Source organism: Bacterioplanes sanyensis, assembly GCF_002237535.1.
Classification (GTDB): Bacteria; Pseudomonadota; Gammaproteobacteria; order Pseudomonadales; family Oceanobacteraceae; genus Bacterioplanes; species Bacterioplanes sanyensis_A.
In genome coordinates this window covers 2982559-2996563 of record NZ_CP022530.1, presented here as the reverse complement: position 1 = coordinate 2996563, position 14005 = coordinate 2982559, and the positions used below count along the sequence as shown (strand labels likewise).

The 14005-nt window shown below is 54.7% G+C and carries 16 protein-coding genes; 5 read left to right on the top strand and 11 right to left on the bottom strand.

Annotated features, from left to right (window positions below; translation table 11 throughout):
- Positions 1 to 59: 59 nt before the first annotated feature.
- The 4 genes from CHH28_RS13830 to CHH28_RS13815 form a co-directional block, all read right to left on the bottom strand.
- Positions 60 to 422, bottom strand: a complete 363-nt coding sequence (locus CHH28_RS13830) for a diacylglycerol kinase (RefSeq protein WP_094060862.1) — start codon at positions 420 to 422, stop codon at positions 60 to 62.
- Positions 422 to 886: a DMP19 family protein gene (locus CHH28_RS13825; RefSeq protein ID WP_094060861.1), complete on the bottom strand. Its 465-nt coding sequence runs from the start codon at positions 884 to 886 to the stop codon at positions 422 to 424. Before CHH28_RS13825 ends, CHH28_RS13830 begins: the two co-directional genes overlap by 1 nt.
- A gap of 82 nt (positions 887 to 968) precedes the next feature.
- Positions 969 to 1538, bottom strand: a complete 570-nt coding sequence (locus tag CHH28_RS13820) for a hypothetical protein (protein ID WP_094060860.1) — start codon at positions 1536 to 1538, stop codon at positions 969 to 971.
- A gap of 8 nt (positions 1539 to 1546) precedes the next feature.
- A complete protein-coding gene (locus CHH28_RS13815; protein ID WP_157729919.1) occupies positions 1547 to 1870 on the bottom strand; it encodes an alpha/beta fold hydrolase in 324 nt (107 codons plus the stop codon).
- A 188-nt stretch (positions 1871 to 2058) separates the two neighbouring features.
- Between CHH28_RS13815 and CHH28_RS13810 the strand changes: the two genes are divergently transcribed.
- Positions 2059 to 2241, top strand: a complete 183-nt coding sequence (locus CHH28_RS13810; protein WP_094060858.1) for a hypothetical protein — start codon at positions 2059 to 2061, stop codon at positions 2239 to 2241.
- Positions 2242 to 2247: 6 nt separating this feature from the next.
- Here the strand turns inward: CHH28_RS13810 and CHH28_RS13805 are convergent, their stop codons facing one another.
- From CHH28_RS13805 to CHH28_RS13795, 3 genes are all read right to left on the bottom strand, one after another.
- On the bottom strand, positions 2248 to 2865 hold the full coding sequence (locus tag CHH28_RS13805) for a tRNA-(ms[2]io[6]A)-hydroxylase (protein WP_094060857.1): 618 nt from the start codon (positions 2863 to 2865) through the stop codon (positions 2248 to 2250).
- A gap of 98 nt (positions 2866 to 2963) precedes the next feature.
- Entirely contained in the window at positions 2964 to 3728 is a 765-nt protein-coding gene (locus CHH28_RS13800; protein ID WP_094060856.1) for a 5'-3' exonuclease H3TH domain-containing protein, read from the bottom strand.
- Complete coding sequence (locus CHH28_RS13795) at positions 3709 to 5532, bottom strand: ABCB family ABC transporter ATP-binding protein/permease (protein WP_094060855.1); 1824 nt, start codon at positions 5530 to 5532, stop codon at positions 3709 to 3711. The genes CHH28_RS13800 and CHH28_RS13795 overlap by 20 nt, the downstream gene beginning before the upstream one ends.
- Before the next feature lie 55 nt (positions 5533 to 5587).
- On the opposite strand from CHH28_RS13795, the gene CHH28_RS13790 reads away from it, so the two are divergent.
- The 3 genes from CHH28_RS13790 to CHH28_RS13780 all read left to right on the top strand — a co-directional run bounded on the left by CHH28_RS13790 (position 5588) and on the right by CHH28_RS13780 (position 8262).
- The gene (locus CHH28_RS13790) at positions 5588 to 6667 is read left to right on the top strand and encodes a M14 family zinc carboxypeptidase (RefSeq protein WP_094060854.1); all 1080 of its coding nucleotides are present in this window, start codon (positions 5588 to 5590) and stop codon (positions 6665 to 6667) included.
- A gap of 91 nt (positions 6668 to 6758) precedes the next feature.
- Entirely contained in the window at positions 6759 to 7460 is a 702-nt protein-coding gene (locus CHH28_RS13785; RefSeq protein WP_094060853.1) for a TorF family putative porin, read from the top strand.
- Positions 7411 to 8262 carry an alpha/beta fold hydrolase gene (locus tag CHH28_RS13780; protein ID WP_094060852.1) on the top strand — a complete coding sequence of 284 codons (852 nt, stop codon included), beginning with the start codon at positions 7411 to 7413 and terminating at the stop codon, positions 8260 to 8262. The genes CHH28_RS13785 and CHH28_RS13780 overlap by 50 nt, the downstream gene beginning before the upstream one ends.
- A gap of 369 nt (positions 8263 to 8631) precedes the next feature.
- On the opposite strand, the gene CHH28_RS13770 is transcribed toward CHH28_RS13780, so the two are convergent.
- A complete protein-coding gene (locus CHH28_RS13770) occupies positions 8632 to 10032 on the bottom strand; it encodes a DEAD/DEAH box helicase (protein WP_233243626.1) in 1401 nt (466 codons plus the stop codon).
- A gap of 11 nt (positions 10033 to 10043) precedes the next feature.
- Entirely contained in the window at positions 10044 to 10598 is a 555-nt protein-coding gene (locus CHH28_RS13765; protein ID WP_199243908.1) for an elongation factor P hydroxylase, read from the bottom strand.
- 58 nt (positions 10599 to 10656) lie between these two features.
- Here CHH28_RS13765 and CHH28_RS13760 point away from each other — a divergent pair, with 58 nt between their 5' ends.
- Positions 10657 to 12012, top strand: a complete 1356-nt coding sequence (locus CHH28_RS13760; RefSeq protein WP_094060848.1) for an MATE family efflux transporter — start codon at positions 10657 to 10659, stop codon at positions 12010 to 12012.
- A 19-nt stretch (positions 12013 to 12031) separates the two neighbouring features.
- Here CHH28_RS13760 and CHH28_RS13755 read toward each other — a convergent pair whose 3' ends face one another.
- Both CHH28_RS13755 and CHH28_RS13750 read right to left on the bottom strand, forming a co-directional pair.
- Positions 12032 to 13069 (bottom strand): NADP(H)-dependent aldo-keto reductase, encoded by a 1038-nt coding sequence (locus CHH28_RS13755; RefSeq protein ID WP_094060847.1) that lies wholly within the window; start codon positions 13067 to 13069, stop codon positions 12032 to 12034.
- A 78-nt stretch (positions 13070 to 13147) separates the two neighbouring features.
- Entirely contained in the window at positions 13148 to 13948 is an 801-nt protein-coding gene (locus tag CHH28_RS13750) for a tetratricopeptide repeat protein (protein WP_094060846.1), read from the bottom strand.
- Between the last annotated feature and the right edge of the window lie 57 nt (positions 13949 to 14005).

The following is a 14005-nucleotide window of genomic DNA, read 5'->3' as shown; positions in this document are numbered from 1 at the left end:
CAACAGAGCCGCTCGTTTATAGGGCCAGCACTGAAAAAAAGCAAGACTGAAGTGCCAGTTCAAACGCGCCAGTAGGGCCAAAAAACCACCACCGCCACTACCACTGAACACAGTGCCGCAATCAACACCGCAGCTGCAGCCATGTCTTTGGCTTTGCCAATTAAAGGATGGTGTTCTGGGTGCAGCGCATCAGCCAGCGCCTCAACAGCAGCATTCATGGCCTCCAGAGACATCACCAGCGCCATGCAAAGCACTAGTGGTACCCAATCCGTCCGCTGAATATCGAACCACCAGCCGACCACGACAACAGCTAAGGCTGCACATATATGGATACGAAAATGCGCTTCACGCTGAGTGACGGTTTTCAGGCCAGCGAGCGCTGCCACCCATGCACGGTAGCGACGCTGCAACTGTGCCATCATCAACGAAAATCTTTGAGATTTTTACTGACGTAGCGCAGAGTCATTTCGACTAGGTTTTCACCGCTGTCATAGAAGCGATCGTCCAGTTCGGCAATTTCGTCGGCATGCTCGCTTTCGATTTGATCAAACAGCTCGATGCGCTCGTCTTCGTCAAAAGGCACATGACGTTCGGGAAAGAACTCCAGCAAACGATCCATCAACTGGTGGGTGATTTTTGCCTTGATGCGCTCCAGCGCTTCCAGCGTGTCTTCCGCCCGACCACCGGCGTCATGATGAACAAACTGCACAAAGCCGCCGTTTTCCATCTCTTTTAATAGGTGATCGAGTAGATATACGGTTTTTTCCGCATCGCTGAGTGCGTCGTAGCCGACTTCGGCTTGTTTGTCATAGATCACATCGGTGATCTGCAGGAAGGAATCAGTCTCATCAGCGACATCCAAAGCCGCCTGAATCTCCATGTTCATAGAGTCCTACTCGTTATTCTCTTTGTTGCCATAGAAGGATTAACTGACGGCTACGACAGGCAGTCAGCGATCTCACCATAGCCTACCCAATGGTGTTTGACAAAGGTTTTACACTGTCAGACAACGCCAACTTTTCGCACAACAATTGTCCGGTTTTTTGCGGCTCTTCCATTGGAAAACAATGGTGCTGCCCAAACAAAAACCAGTTAATAGCGGTATTTTTTGAGGCTTTTTGTGCCGATTTTCGGATAAAAAAGTAGCTGTCTTCAGCTGCCCAAATCCTGACGGGCGTGCTGATCGTGCGCACGGCCCGCCATAACCCACGCGGATACGAGCCAAATATCGATGCTTCCCATTGTGGGTCGCAAGACAACGCCATCCCATCGGCCACCGGGCGGGTACCAAAGTGAACAAATTCATTCAGGGCATCTGGGTGCCAATGTTTGTACAACGATTTTCCCTGCAGACTGGCCGTCATCTGTTGTTCATCCGGCCACTGCTGCCGGCGAGCCGCTACCGAACGTACCAAGCGCGAGCGCTTCCACCAGCCAGACTTACGCATAATGCGCTGCGCCCACACCACTTCAGGTGTAAACAATACCGGATCCAGCATATCAACAGAGGAGAACAACGACGGCTTGTAGGCGGCCATTAACAAACTTAACACCCCCCCATCGAATGCCCAACCGCTTGCACAGGCTGCCCGTCGGCGAGCACCTGCAGCTGATCGGCAATCGATCGTGCCATGCCCTGCCAATCTGGCATGCCAACCGACGGGCGAGCAGAGCCGCCATGCCCTGGAATATCGGTAAAGATAAGGCGCCAATCAGATGGCAACTGCTGCGCCAATGGCCAAAGTGTGCGACTGCAAAAACCGTTGCCATGCAAAAAATGAACAATCTGTCCGTCGCCGGGACGCTCCCAGCCGGACAGGCTCGAATCAGCGCTTTTCCATGAAACCAGTGTTAGATGCGGAGGTGTCATTGTTATACCGATCAACAAATGGATCGACATAATAGAGAGGCTTCATCTAATGAAGCAAGATGGTTTTTCCTGAACTTGGATTGCTGAATTGATCTGTGCCTGCTTCACTACGGCCCGCAAATGAGAAAATGATCTTCTCTGCAAACACCACCAATTTTGTAACCGGTTTAAGGACCAAGAGGTAACTTATGAACTCAACGGCAGTTGTTAACAAAGCATTGGAAGCTAACCGTCGTTTCACTGATCTGCAAGATGCAAAAGCCAATCTCGAACAAGCACGCCGTGACCTGGATGCACACGTCATCAGTCAGGATGAGTATCAAACCATCACGGATGTGTGCCTTAAGATTATTCGCTCCTGCCGTGACTAACAGGCGCTAGGCGGCACTGGGCACGCCACTGTGAAAACGAAATTCAGGGTCCGGCGACAAGATCAGATCATTTTCTAGCTGTTTGAAGTCGCTGACCCGGTCTGAAATATCACTGCTGGAATAATTTTGTGCCAGCGTCAGATAATCTTGGTAGTGCCGCCCTTCTGAACGCAGCAATGAGCGATAAAATTTGGCCAGCTCTGGGTCCAAATGGGGCGCCAGCTTGGCAAAGCGCTCACAGCTGCGTGCCTCAATAAAGGCTCCAACGATTAACACGTCGATCAACTCTTGTTCACCGCCTTTACGCACTGCATCACGCATGCCAGAGGCATAACGAGAGGAAGACACCGTGCGATAGCGAATGCCGCGATCACGCATGATGTTGACTACTTGCTCAAAATGCAGCAATTCTTCGCGCGCCAGCTGGCTCATTTTCTTTAATAAATCTTCGCGCTCCAAGTGTTTGTAGAGCAGATTCATGGCTGTACTGGCGGCCTTCTTTTCGCAATTGGCGTGATCGATCAGCAAAATATCTTGATGCTGCAGTGCCGCTTCAATCCATTCGTCCGGAGTCGCCACCCCTAAAAACTCGGAGATTTCTTCTAACACCTGATCAATCTTCATACCGTCACTCTTGTGCAATTCAACGACGCCAGGCGGCTGTCCATTGGTCGGCCCGCCAGCGGCGGCGCAGTGTAAGCCATTCCCCCTGCGCCGACAACTTACCCACCCCAGCGCATCGACTTCAGCGACACGCCCAACTCCAGGTCCGTGCGCAAGCGTACCAACAACCGAGTCAATAACGCCTGGCGCCAGTCCTGCTGCAATTGCTTGGCCCAGCGCTCATCACCGAAGGATTCCATCTGCACCAACGTAGCATCCAGTGAGCCAAAACGATCCAGCAACTGAGCAGCGGTTTTACGGCCTATGCCAGCGACTCCCGGCAAATGGTTGGTGGTGTCGCCCATCAACGCCCAAAAGTCGACCAGCTGATCTGGGCGCAAACCATACATGTCGGTCACTTGCGTCACATCCCAGTCGCTGCGATCGAAGTGGTTACGGATTTGAATTCCCGGCCTGACCAGCTGACAAAAACCTTTGTCAGTCGACATGATTTGTACATCCAAGCGGTGCTGATAAGCATTCAGCGCGACGCTGGCAATGACGTCGTCGGCCTCCCAACAATCCATCGACAAACACGGCACACCGTTTTTCTCCAGGTAATGCAATACCCCAGGCAAGGCGTCAGCTAGCAGTTGTGGCATCGGCGCGCGCCCGGCCTTGTAGTCTGGCCATAACTGATGGCGCCAAGTTGTGGCCGGCCACTCAAATACCGTAATCAAGTGACTGGCTTGCCAAGCGTCCGCCTGGCGACCAATGACCGCCAAGCAACGCGTTTGCGTGGCTTCAATCGCCAACTCCCCTTGCTCAACGGCGGCAAACACCCGCCGAATCAAGTTCATCGCATCAATGATCAGTAACCGCATGCGAGCCTCCTTCCTCTGTGCGTAATTGAGCCTGCCATAAACGCCAATAAGCGCCCTTGCGCTGCAACAACTGTGTGTGAGTTCCCTGCTCCACAACACAGCCGGCGTCCATCACCGCGATTTGATCGGCATCGACAATGGTAGAAAGCCTATGCGCGATAATGATAGCGGTTTTGCCTTTGGCCACACGTTGGATGGCGCGCATGATGCTGCTCTCAGTGGCGGAGTCGAGGGACGACGTGGCTTCATCAAACAGCTGAATGGCCGGTTGTTTCAGCAACATACGGGCAATGGCCAAACGCTGCTTTTCACCACCAGACAGCTTTAGCCCGCGCTCGCCCACCAAGGTTTCCCAACCTTGCTCGGCATGTTCAAGCAAGCCAGACAGCTGCGACATATCCGCCACCTGCTGCAACGCCTCATCAGTGGCATCCGGGCGGGCATACAGCAGATTATTTTTCAGCGTATCGTTAAACAGCACGGTATCTTGTGGAACGATGCCCAACTCACTGCGCAGCGACTGTTGAGACACTGCACGCAATGACTGTCCATCTATGCGAATATCGCCCTGCTGACTGTCGTAAAAACGCCATAGCAAGCGCGTCAATGTGGATTTGCCGGCGCCACTGGTGCCCACTAACGCCAGCGTCTGCCCCGGTTCCACCACCAGATTCAAACCGTTGAGCACTTTGCGTCCGTTCGGATAAGTAAAATGTACATTTTCAAACTCGACTCGGCCTTGTGTCACTTGCAAAGTGCTCGCACCGTCGTCAGCTACGCCAGGTACTTCATCCAGCAGCTCAAACAAACGTTCGATATTTGCCATTGATGCTTTTATTTCCCGGTAAACAAAACCGAGCAAATTCAGCGGCAAAAATAGCTGAAACATAAATGCATTGACCAAGGTAAAATCACCGACCGTCATTTCACCTCGAATCACATAATACGCAGCAAACATCAGCATCGCTGCCATCGCCACACTGATGATCAAGGCCTGACCGGAATTCAACAAAAACAGGGTTAAGCGATTTTTGCGCCGCGCCTGCTCCCACTTCGCCAGCGCTTCATCATAGGCCAGAGATTCGCGTTGCTCTGCAGTAAAATATTTAACCGTCTCATAATTCAATAAACTGTCCAGCGCTCTGGCATGCGTGCTGGAGTCCATTTGATTGGCCTGGCGTACATATTCCGTGCGCCATTCGGTCACACGCACAGAAAAAGCCACATAACTCACAACCGCTAACGACGTAATAAGCGCAAACACCGGCGGATAATTCACCAGCAATATACCGATCACTAACGCCAGCTCAATAAAGGTGGGACCAATATTGAAAATCATAAAACGCATTAAAAAACTGATGCCGTTGGTGCCGCGTTCAATATCACGCTGCAACGCGCCGGTTTGGCGATCGAGATGAAAATTCAAACTTAAGCGATGTAGATGCTGAAAGACGCGCAGCGCCATGCGCCTCATCGCCCGCTCAGTGACGCGGCCAAACAACACGTCTCGCACCTCACCAACAAAGACATTTAAAAAGCGTACCGCGCCATACGCCAACAACAAGCCCAGTGGAAACCACAACCACCAGTCCATATCAGTGGCATTTAAACCCGCCAAGTGATCGACCTGATATTTCAATAAAAACGGCATCGCCACACTGGCGAGCTTGGCTGCCAACAGGCACAGCAGCGCGATCAACACCCGCCAGCGATACTCCATCAGATACGGCCATAAAGTTTTCACCCAGGTCATCACCCGCAATCGCTCGGGCATGGTCTCTGGCAGGCGCGTGCGCGCTTTCATCAGATTGTTACTCTACAGTGATACACAGGCGGCACAGAGTAAGGACCCTAGGCCAGTGATTCAACGCATTTACCATCTCAAGCGCGCTTTACCTGAGCTATTCGAGCTAGAAAAGCTGATTCAGCGCGGGCGGCATCAGCTGCGGGTGTCGGTTCCGGCCCACATACGCCAGCGCGTTGACGAGCATCACATTGACCTACCCTTCTATGTCATCGAAGCTGGCAGCCTTGCGCCGCTGGCACCCACGCTCATTCTGGTCGGTGGCGTGCACGGCATAGAGCGCATTGGCACCCAGGTCATTCTGGCGTTTTTACGCACGCTACTAGAGCGCCTCGATTGGGACCCGGCCATACACGAACAACTGGCGCAACTGCGCTTGCTGGTATTGCCCATCGTTAACCCAGCGGGCATGTGGCGTAACCAGCGAGCGAACGCCAACGGTGTTGATCTAATGCGCAATGCGCCCATTGATGCCGACGGCGATACGCCTTGGTTGATCGGGGGTCAGCGCATTAGCCGCCATTTGCCCTGGTATCGCGGCCGCAAAGAGCAGCCGATGGAGAGTGAGAGCCAAACTCTGGTCGATGTGGTTGGCACGGCCATTCGTGATCAGCCGCATTGCATCAGCATCGACTGTCACTCCGGGTTCGGCGTTCGTGATCGTTTGTGGTTTCCGTACGCCGGCAGCCACCACCCCTGGCCCAGCATTGCCGAGGCTCTTGCCCTAACACAGCTGTTTGAGCGCACCTACCCCAGCCACACTTATCTGTTTGAACCACAGTCACTGTCTTACACCACCCATGGCGACCTGTGGGACTATCTGTATCAACGCTACTCGAATCACAAGCCCGACGGCATTTATTTGCCATTAACACTGGAAATGGGCTCATGGCTGTGGGTAAAGAAAAATCCACGCCACCTGTTTCGCTACCACAGCCTGTTTAACCCCATCATGCCTCATCGCCAGCAGCGCATTCAGCGCCGTCATTTACTGCTGTTCGACTTTTTGATGTCCGCCGTGCGCAGCATGCCCACTTGGGCGCCTGCACAGCTGGAACAAAAGCAAAGCTTGCATCACTTGGCGCTGGAGCGCTGGTATCCGCACGAAAGCTGGCAAGTCAGCAACCCCGGCTGAACTCGCCGCAGCGCCGCCGCTCTAACAATTGCGGCAAAAGTGCGTATTATGTCGCGCTGATCGATGTTTAATTAAAGAGTTGTAGAGTTTCATGATACGAGCCGTATTGTCAGCCAGCACCGCTTTGGCCCTGCTGGCGTCGCCGCTCAGTCAGGCGGAGTTTCAAGCACACATCGGTGCCACCAGTGAGTACATTCGCGACGGCATCAGCTACACCCGAGGCAATCCGACCTTGCAAGGCGGCCTGATGTACCAACATTCCAGCGGCGTTTACGGTGGCATTTGGGGCAGTGGCGTCGAAATGAAAGAAGACAGCCCAGACTTTGAAACCGATGCTTATTTGGGCTGGTATTTGCCACTGAGTGACCGCTTTGCCATTGATACCAGCGTGACCCACTACCAATTTATTGGTGACAGCGACGTCGAAATCGATGCCTACAATGAGCTCACCGTGCGCGCCCTGTACGACGATGCGCTGTTGATTGGCTGGCGCCAGGCTCCCGACTACTTAGGTTCTGAGCACAAAAAAAGCGCCTGGGAGCTGGGCTACACTGTGCACACAGGTAGCTTTTCAATCGAGATGTTAACGGCGCGTCATCGCTACCTCAGCTATGACGACGACTTTAACTTCGGTGATGACCGTCGCGACAATTATTGGCAGTTCCGCCTTGGTGTCGGCCGCAGTTACGGACCCTACGACTATCAGCTATCTTTGGAGCGCACCAACTTAGGGAACGACTTCGATGGCGGCACCAACTTCCTGTTCAGCATCCAACGCTACTTCAGCTTCTGATGCAGACATCGTCCTGCTGCGCGGGCTGATTCGCTCGCGCTTTCACTGGGGCCCATTCGCCCCACTGGTTGAACAACAATGGCCTGAGCGCAGACTGTGGCAACCCGAATTACCGGGCAACGGTTACGCCCACCAACGGCGCTCACCAGCCTCTATTAGCGCCATGACCGATGTCATTCGCGACCAGGTCATTACCAGCAAACCCGTTGTGGTGATTGCCATTTCCATGGGCGCCATGGTCGCTTGTGACTGGGCCAAGCGCTTTCCAACCGAAGTAAAAGAGCTGCATTTAATCAATACCAGCTTTGCCAACATGGCCAAGCCTTGGCAACGCCTGCAACCTAAAGCTGTATTTGCACTGCTGCGTGCAGCGCGTCACTGGTCGACCGACCCAGCTGCACTGGAGCATACCGTGTGGCAACAAACGGTTCAGCTAGGGCCACTGGCAGAGCAAGACATTGATATTATCAGCGACTGGATTACCTTTGCGCGCCAGCACCCCATCAAAGCCAGCAACGCCTTACGGCAAATGTGGGCAGCCAGCCGCTTTCGCGCACCAAAGTCAAAGCCCTGCCAACACACCTACATCTACGCCAGCAAGCAAGATGCGTTAGTGGATTGGCAATGCAGCCTGGCAATCAGTCAGCGTTGGGAGTGTTCTCTACTGACGCATGCGACGGCGGGTCACGATCTACCGCTACAGGATCCGGGTTGGCTGCTGCATCAGATCGCTCAACAGAGTGCCACACTGCACAATGATCAGTGCGCGACCAACACAACTGCGACGGCAGACTCTGAATAAGCACTGGCTCATTTGGCGCCAGTCCCGATGGGAACAGCAACTGCCCAGAGGCAGAGATGGCTCGCGGAAATGACGCCACATCGGCGAAATAACCGCCTAATTGCTGCTGTTGAAACACCATCAGAGTGAGGTGTTGGCGATAATCCTGGCCCTGCACACGCTCGAGACCAATCAAACTGTGCGCCTGCCAACGGCCAAAAAAATAATACGACACCACATGATCACCCTCGCTGCCGTGCAGCAGCGACGGGTAATGTGTTTCGAGATAACGCTCAGCAAACTGCGGCGACACCAACGCATCGACCTGGTCGGCGGCCCAGGCAGGAACGCCAAGCGACATGCCAAACCACAGCAGCCAACGCATGTTGCTCAGTACTCCGGATAGGTCAGCGTCAGTTTCTGATTGAGGTACTTCTCGAGATCCGGCAGTACAAAGGCGTCGTCTTCTGACACAAAGCTAATGGACACACCCTTGGCACCAGCACGACCGGTACGGCCGATACGGTGCACGTAGTCCTCCGGGTCTTCGGGCAAGGTGTAATTGACCACGTGACTGACGCCATCCACGTGAATGCCGCGCCCTGCCACATCGGTGGCCACCATGATGGTGACGTCGCCGTCGCGGAAGCGCTCCAGCGTTTTGATGCGTTTTTGCTGGCTGACTTCGCCGGACAACAACAATGCTTTGTGGCCTTTTTTGTTGAGCTTGTCGCACAGGTTGCGCGTCAGATCGCGGCGATTGGCAAAGATAATCGTGCGTTCTGGCTTTTCTTCATCCAGGCTGCGCAGCAGCAAACCAAACTTCTCGGACTCAGCGACAAGAAATAAGCGCTGATCAACACGATCCGTGGTCACCTGCTCTGGCTCGATGATCACTTGCAGCGGATTCACCGTCCATTGATCGATCAATATGCGCACGTCGTAATTAAAGGTGGCCGAGTATAATAAGGTTTGCCGTTCGCCCTTCGGCGGAGTTGAGCGCACGATGCGACGCACATCGGGGATAAAGCCCATGTCCAGCATGCGGTCCGCTTCGTCCAATACCAACACTTCCACTTGATCGAGAAAGACGTCCTGGCTGCGCATAAAATCAATTAAGCGCCCGGGCGTGGCTACCAAAATGTCCACCACCTCATCACGCAGACGGCGGCGCTGTTCGTCGTAGCTCATGCCACCAACGACGGTCAGTACGGTTTTGCCGGTGTAGCGTGCCAGGCCCTCTGCATCTTTGCCGATTTGCAGCGCCAGTTCGCGCGTAGGAGCAATGATCAACGCCCGCGGCTCGCTAGCGTAGCGCTCACCAGGGTCTTCGTTCAGCAGCTGATTCAGAATCGTCAAAATAAAGGCAGCAGACTTACCGGTACCGGTTTGCGCTTGGCCAATGGTGTCACGGCCACGCAGCGCCGCCGGCAAGCTTTCAGCCTGAATAGGCGTGCAGTATTCAAAGCCGAGTTTGTGAATACCGCGCATCACGCTGTCGGGCAGGCCCAAATCGTGGAAGCGGGTTTTATCCGCCACGGCCTCGACCTGAAACTCATCGATCCTCCATGGCTGCTGGCGATCATCCCGTGCCCGAGCTGGGCCTGAGGACTTGCGTTTGCGCGATTTAGCGCGTTTGTTTTCCGCTCCGTGCGGCGCGGCTTTGTGATGATCTCGCGCGGGTTGTTTGTCTTCTTTGCCATGCGCTTTCTTTTGGCTGCGGCTGGCCGCCTTTTTAGCGGGACTGGGCGGCGTTTCTGCCTTACTTCGGCCCATCAATCGTTTAAACAAAATGTTCTCCATCAAATCTGTGAAGCGTCGAAACGATAGGCTACAAAATCATCGTGACGCTGATAGAAAGTTAGCAGGGCCTGGCGCAAACGCTCAGCCCTAGCGGGCAACCCTTGTTGTAAATATCGCTGGGCTTGCTCGCCTACGGCCAGGCGAAATTGCGCCAACCCATGCTCCACGGCGTCAGCCTCACCGTTTAAGTTGTCGGTGCTGACTCGAAAACGCCGCCCGCAGGCTACGGACAAAATCCACTCCAGCGCCTGTGGCTTGACTTCAACCTGCTCAAACGCCCGCTGCTGCGCTGCACTGCGCCCATCGGGTTCGTACCAGTAGCCGAAATCCACCAACTGGCGTCGTTCGCTGCCAGCAATGCACCAATGACTGATCTCGTGCAACGCAGACTCGTAAAAGCCGTGTGCGAAAATCAGCCGGTGGTGTGGCGTGTGTTCATCGGCAGGCAAATAAATCGGCTCATCATCACCGGCCACTAATCGGGTATTTTCTCCCTCAACGAACAATGTGTTGAACAGCTGGATCAGGTCTTCAACGTTTAACTCAGGTTTCACTATTCACTCTGTTATCACTTCGGTGCAGAATGCCCGGCCGCTATTAACGGACACTGTTATGCCCTTCACTCGCCACGAACTGCGTGCTTTGACACGCCTTACTCTTCCCATACTTGCCACGCAAATGGCACAGATCGGTATGGGCACCGTCGACACTCTGATGTCTGGCTATGTCAGCACCCGAGATTTGGCGGCAGTGGCCATTGGCACCAGTTTCTGGACGCCGGTGTGGTTATTTCTGGCGGGCATTCTGGTGGCACTGTCGCCACTCACGGCTCGCCTGAATGCCGCCGCACGAGGCAAAGACCTACCACAACTGTTGGCTGCAGCCCTGTGGCTGGGCATTGTCGCAGGTGCCATCGCCGGTGTTTTTCTCTACGCCATGGCGCAGTTTATCTCGTCGTGGGTCGATGATCCGGACACCGCTCGCATCGCGGCGGACTATCTTACTGCAATTGCCATCGGAATGCCCGGCGCCGGTGTATTTCTTGCCTATCGTTTTTACGCCGAGGCGTTAAATCAAGCCAGCCATGTGACCTGGGTGATGTTATCTGGGCTGCTGCTCAATATTCCCATCAATGCGGTACTGGTCTATGGCTGGTTCGGCCTGCCAGCCCTGGGTGGTGTGGGCTGCGGCATTGGCAGTGCGATTGTGTTTGCTGGCATGGCGCTGGCGATGGCGATCAATACGCGCAAATACCGCTTGCAGCCAGAGTTTCGCCTGTGGCGCCGCATATGGAAGCCCAAGTGGCAACGGGTACGCCAGCTGGTCGCCGTGGGTCTGCCGATTGGCACCGCGATTTTCTTTGAGGTCAGCTTGTTTTCCGTTATTGCGCTGTTTCTGACCGAGCTGGGGCCAACCGTGGTGGCCGGGCATCAAGTGGCGCTCAATGTGTCATCACTGACCTTTATGATTCCATTGAGCTTAGGCATGGCATTGACGGTTCGGGTCGGCCATCACCTAGGCGCAGGGGCAGCGGATTTGGCACGCCAGACAGCGTGGCTGGGAGTCAAATTGAACCTTGGCATTGCCGTGTTCAATGCGTCGCTTATCACGCTGCTTGCGGCCCCGATTGCTTCGTTGTATTCGCCGGACCCAGCGGTTGTGTCGTTGGCGGCCGGGCTTTTGCTGTTTGCCGCGGTGTTCCAGTTGTCTGATTCGATTCAGATTTCTGCTGCTGGTGCCTTGCGTGGTTATCAGGACACATTGCCGGTGATGATCATCACCTTTATCGCCTATTGGCTGGTGGGATTGGGCCTGGGCTACTGGCTGGCCTTTGACGGCGCTGCCATCGGCGGCCCAATGGGCGCCAAAGGGTTTTGGATTGGTTTGGTCAGTGGCTTGACCGTTGCTGCCATCGCCCTTGGCTGGCGCCTTGCCAACGTGGCAAGGCAACCGCTACGTCACCTTTAAGCCGGGTTTAACAGCTGGCTTAAGGACAAGGATTGGTATTGAGCAAATGTACCTGTTCGATGGCGCTTAGCGCTTCATCGGACAGTTGCAAATCGGCGCTGCGAATATTCTCTGCTAACTGCTCAAGGTTGGTGGCGCCGATGATATTGGAGGTAACAAACGGCTGCTCAGTCACAAACGCCAGTGCCATCATCGCCGGTGACAGTTGATGCTCCTGCGCCACGGCAACGTAACGCGCAATGGCCTCCTCGGCTTGTTCACCCAAATAGCGCTGGAAGCGATCAAACAGTGACAACCGCGCTCCTTGCGGACGCTGTCCGCCAAGGTATTTGCCACTCAAGGCGCCAAACGCCAGCGGCGAGTAGGCCAGCAATCCGACTTGCTCGCGGTGCGAGACTTCTGCCATGCCAACCTCGTAACTGCGGTTGAGCAAGTTGTATGGATTCTGCACCGACACAGCCCTGGCATACCCACGCGCCTCGGCAATACTGAGGGCTTTCATGGTTCCCCAGGCACTTTCGTTAGACAGCCCGTAGTGGCGAATCTTGCCTTGCTGTTGCAGTTCGTGCAGTGCTTCAAGGCTTTCTTCCAGCGGCGTCAGCTGTTCGTTGACATCGACGGTGTAGCCCAGCTGGCCAAAGAAATTGGTATTCCGAGCTGGCCAGTGCAGCTGGTACAGGTCGATGTAGTCGGTTTGCAAGCGGCGCAAACTGTCGTCCACTGCGGCATGAATGTGCTCCCTGGTCAGCTTTGGACCTCCGCGCAGATAGTTCAGCCACTCACCGGGACCGGCCACCTTGGTGGCTAGAATGACACGCTCACGCTGGCCTCGTGCTACCAGCCAGCTACCAATGTACTGCTCCGTCAGCCCCTGTGTTTCAGCTTTGGGCGGCACCGGATACATTTCGGCGGTATCAAAAAAGTTGATCCCCTGCTCAATGGCAAAGTCCATTTGCTCGTGCGCTTGCTGCTCACTGTTTTGCTCGCCCCAGGTCATGGTGCCAAGGCACAGCTTGCTGACTTGAAGATCGGTATTGCCTAAGCGGCGACGTTCCATAGTGTTCTCCTGAACTCGGCGGAAAAGCGTTGATGCGGCGTCATGCCATGATCAAGCGCCAAAAGATAACGGTATAAACTAACCCATAGCCAGCAACTGCCTGCGATAGTGCTGAGCTTGTTGGCGATCCGGCATGGCGTTCAGCACCTTCACCATCATGGTGCGTGCCGGTGATGAGTGCTGCTCATCTTGCGCCACAGCCTGCAGCAACAGCGTTAGGGCGGCATCAAATTGCTGCTGTGCCACTAAGGTCAGCGCGCTGTTGCACGGATCGCTCTCTGATTGTGGTTGAATTGATTGCAGATACAGTTGCAGCTGGCTTTGAATTTGGGCAATGGCCGGTGAGCGCTGCAGCGTATCGTCGGCTTGCTGCAACACCTGCGCTGCCCGCGCAGATTGTCCATCGTCGATCAAAGCCTGAGCCAGTTGCTGCAAAGTGCGCTCGCATGGCTGGCCTTTGGTCAGCGAACGCTGCCAGCCTTGCAACAGTGCGTCTATATGCTGGGCAGCCGTGCTACCTGAGCTGACAACGGCATCGCCGTCTAAATCGTTGCTCTCCCCCATGTGATGGACAAGCCACTGCTTCAGTGACTGGGCGCTATTCACTCCGCTGCGCCTCGACACCAGCTCTCCGCGGTCAAACAACAGAAGGGTTGGCAAGCTGCGAACCTGATAGTGGGCCGCCACAGCTTGGCATTGCTCAGCGTCCAGTTCGACTAACTGTAAGCGGTTCGATAACTGCTGCACCACTTGCTGCAGTGCAGGTTTTTGCGCTTTGCATGGCGCGCAGGTTTGGCCAGTAAAACTCACCAGCTGCCAGTGTTGCTGGGAAGCCTGGGTCACTTGGCGGTCAAACTGCAGCAGGGAAAGGTCAGTCACTGTTTTTTATATCTGCCGATGGTCATAGACCAATCGATGGTGGCAAAAGACAACACT

What these genes read in the sequence shown, in the direction of transcription:
- CHH28_RS13810 (WP_094060858.1), top strand. Translation starts at nt 2,059, where the DNA reads ATGAACTCAACGGCAGTTGTTAACAAAGCATTGGAAGCTAACCGTCGT.
- CHH28_RS13825 (WP_094060861.1), bottom strand. Translation starts at nt 886, where the DNA reads ATGAACATGGAGATTCAGGCGGCTTTGGATGTCGCTGATGAGACTGAT.
- CHH28_RS13755 (WP_094060847.1), bottom strand. Translation starts at nt 13,069, where the DNA reads ATGGAACGTCGCCGCTTAGGCAATACCGATCTTCAAGTCAGCAAGCTG.
- CHH28_RS13760 (WP_094060848.1), top strand. Translation starts at nt 10,657, where the DNA reads ATGCCCTTCACTCGCCACGAACTGCGTGCTTTGACACGCCTTACTCTT.
- CHH28_RS13830 (WP_094060862.1), bottom strand. Translation starts at nt 422, where the DNA reads ATGATGGCACAGTTGCAGCGTCGCTACCGTGCATGGGTGGCAGCGCTC.
- CHH28_RS13820 (WP_094060860.1), bottom strand. Translation starts at nt 1,538, where the DNA reads ATGGCCGCCTACAAGCCGTCGTTGTTCTCCTCTGTTGATATGCTGGAT.
- CHH28_RS13780 (WP_094060852.1), top strand. Translation starts at nt 7,411, where the DNA reads ATGGCGGCACCAACTTCCTGTTCAGCATCCAACGCTACTTCAGCTTCT.
- CHH28_RS13795 (WP_094060855.1), bottom strand. Translation starts at nt 5,532, where the DNA reads ATGAAAGCGCGCACGCGCCTGCCAGAGACCATGCCCGAGCGATTGCGG.
- CHH28_RS13805 (WP_094060857.1), bottom strand. Translation starts at nt 2,865, where the DNA reads ATGAAGATTGATCAGGTGTTAGAAGAAATCTCCGAGTTTTTAGGGGTG.
- CHH28_RS13800 (WP_094060856.1), bottom strand. Translation starts at nt 3,728, where the DNA reads ATGCGGTTACTGATCATTGATGCGATGAACTTGATTCGGCGGGTGTTT.
- CHH28_RS13785 (WP_094060853.1), top strand. Translation starts at nt 6,759, where the DNA reads ATGATACGAGCCGTATTGTCAGCCAGCACCGCTTTGGCCCTGCTGGCG.
- CHH28_RS13815 (WP_157729919.1), bottom strand. Translation starts at nt 1,870, where the DNA reads ATGACACCTCCGCATCTAACACTGGTTTCATGGAAAAGCGCTGATTCG.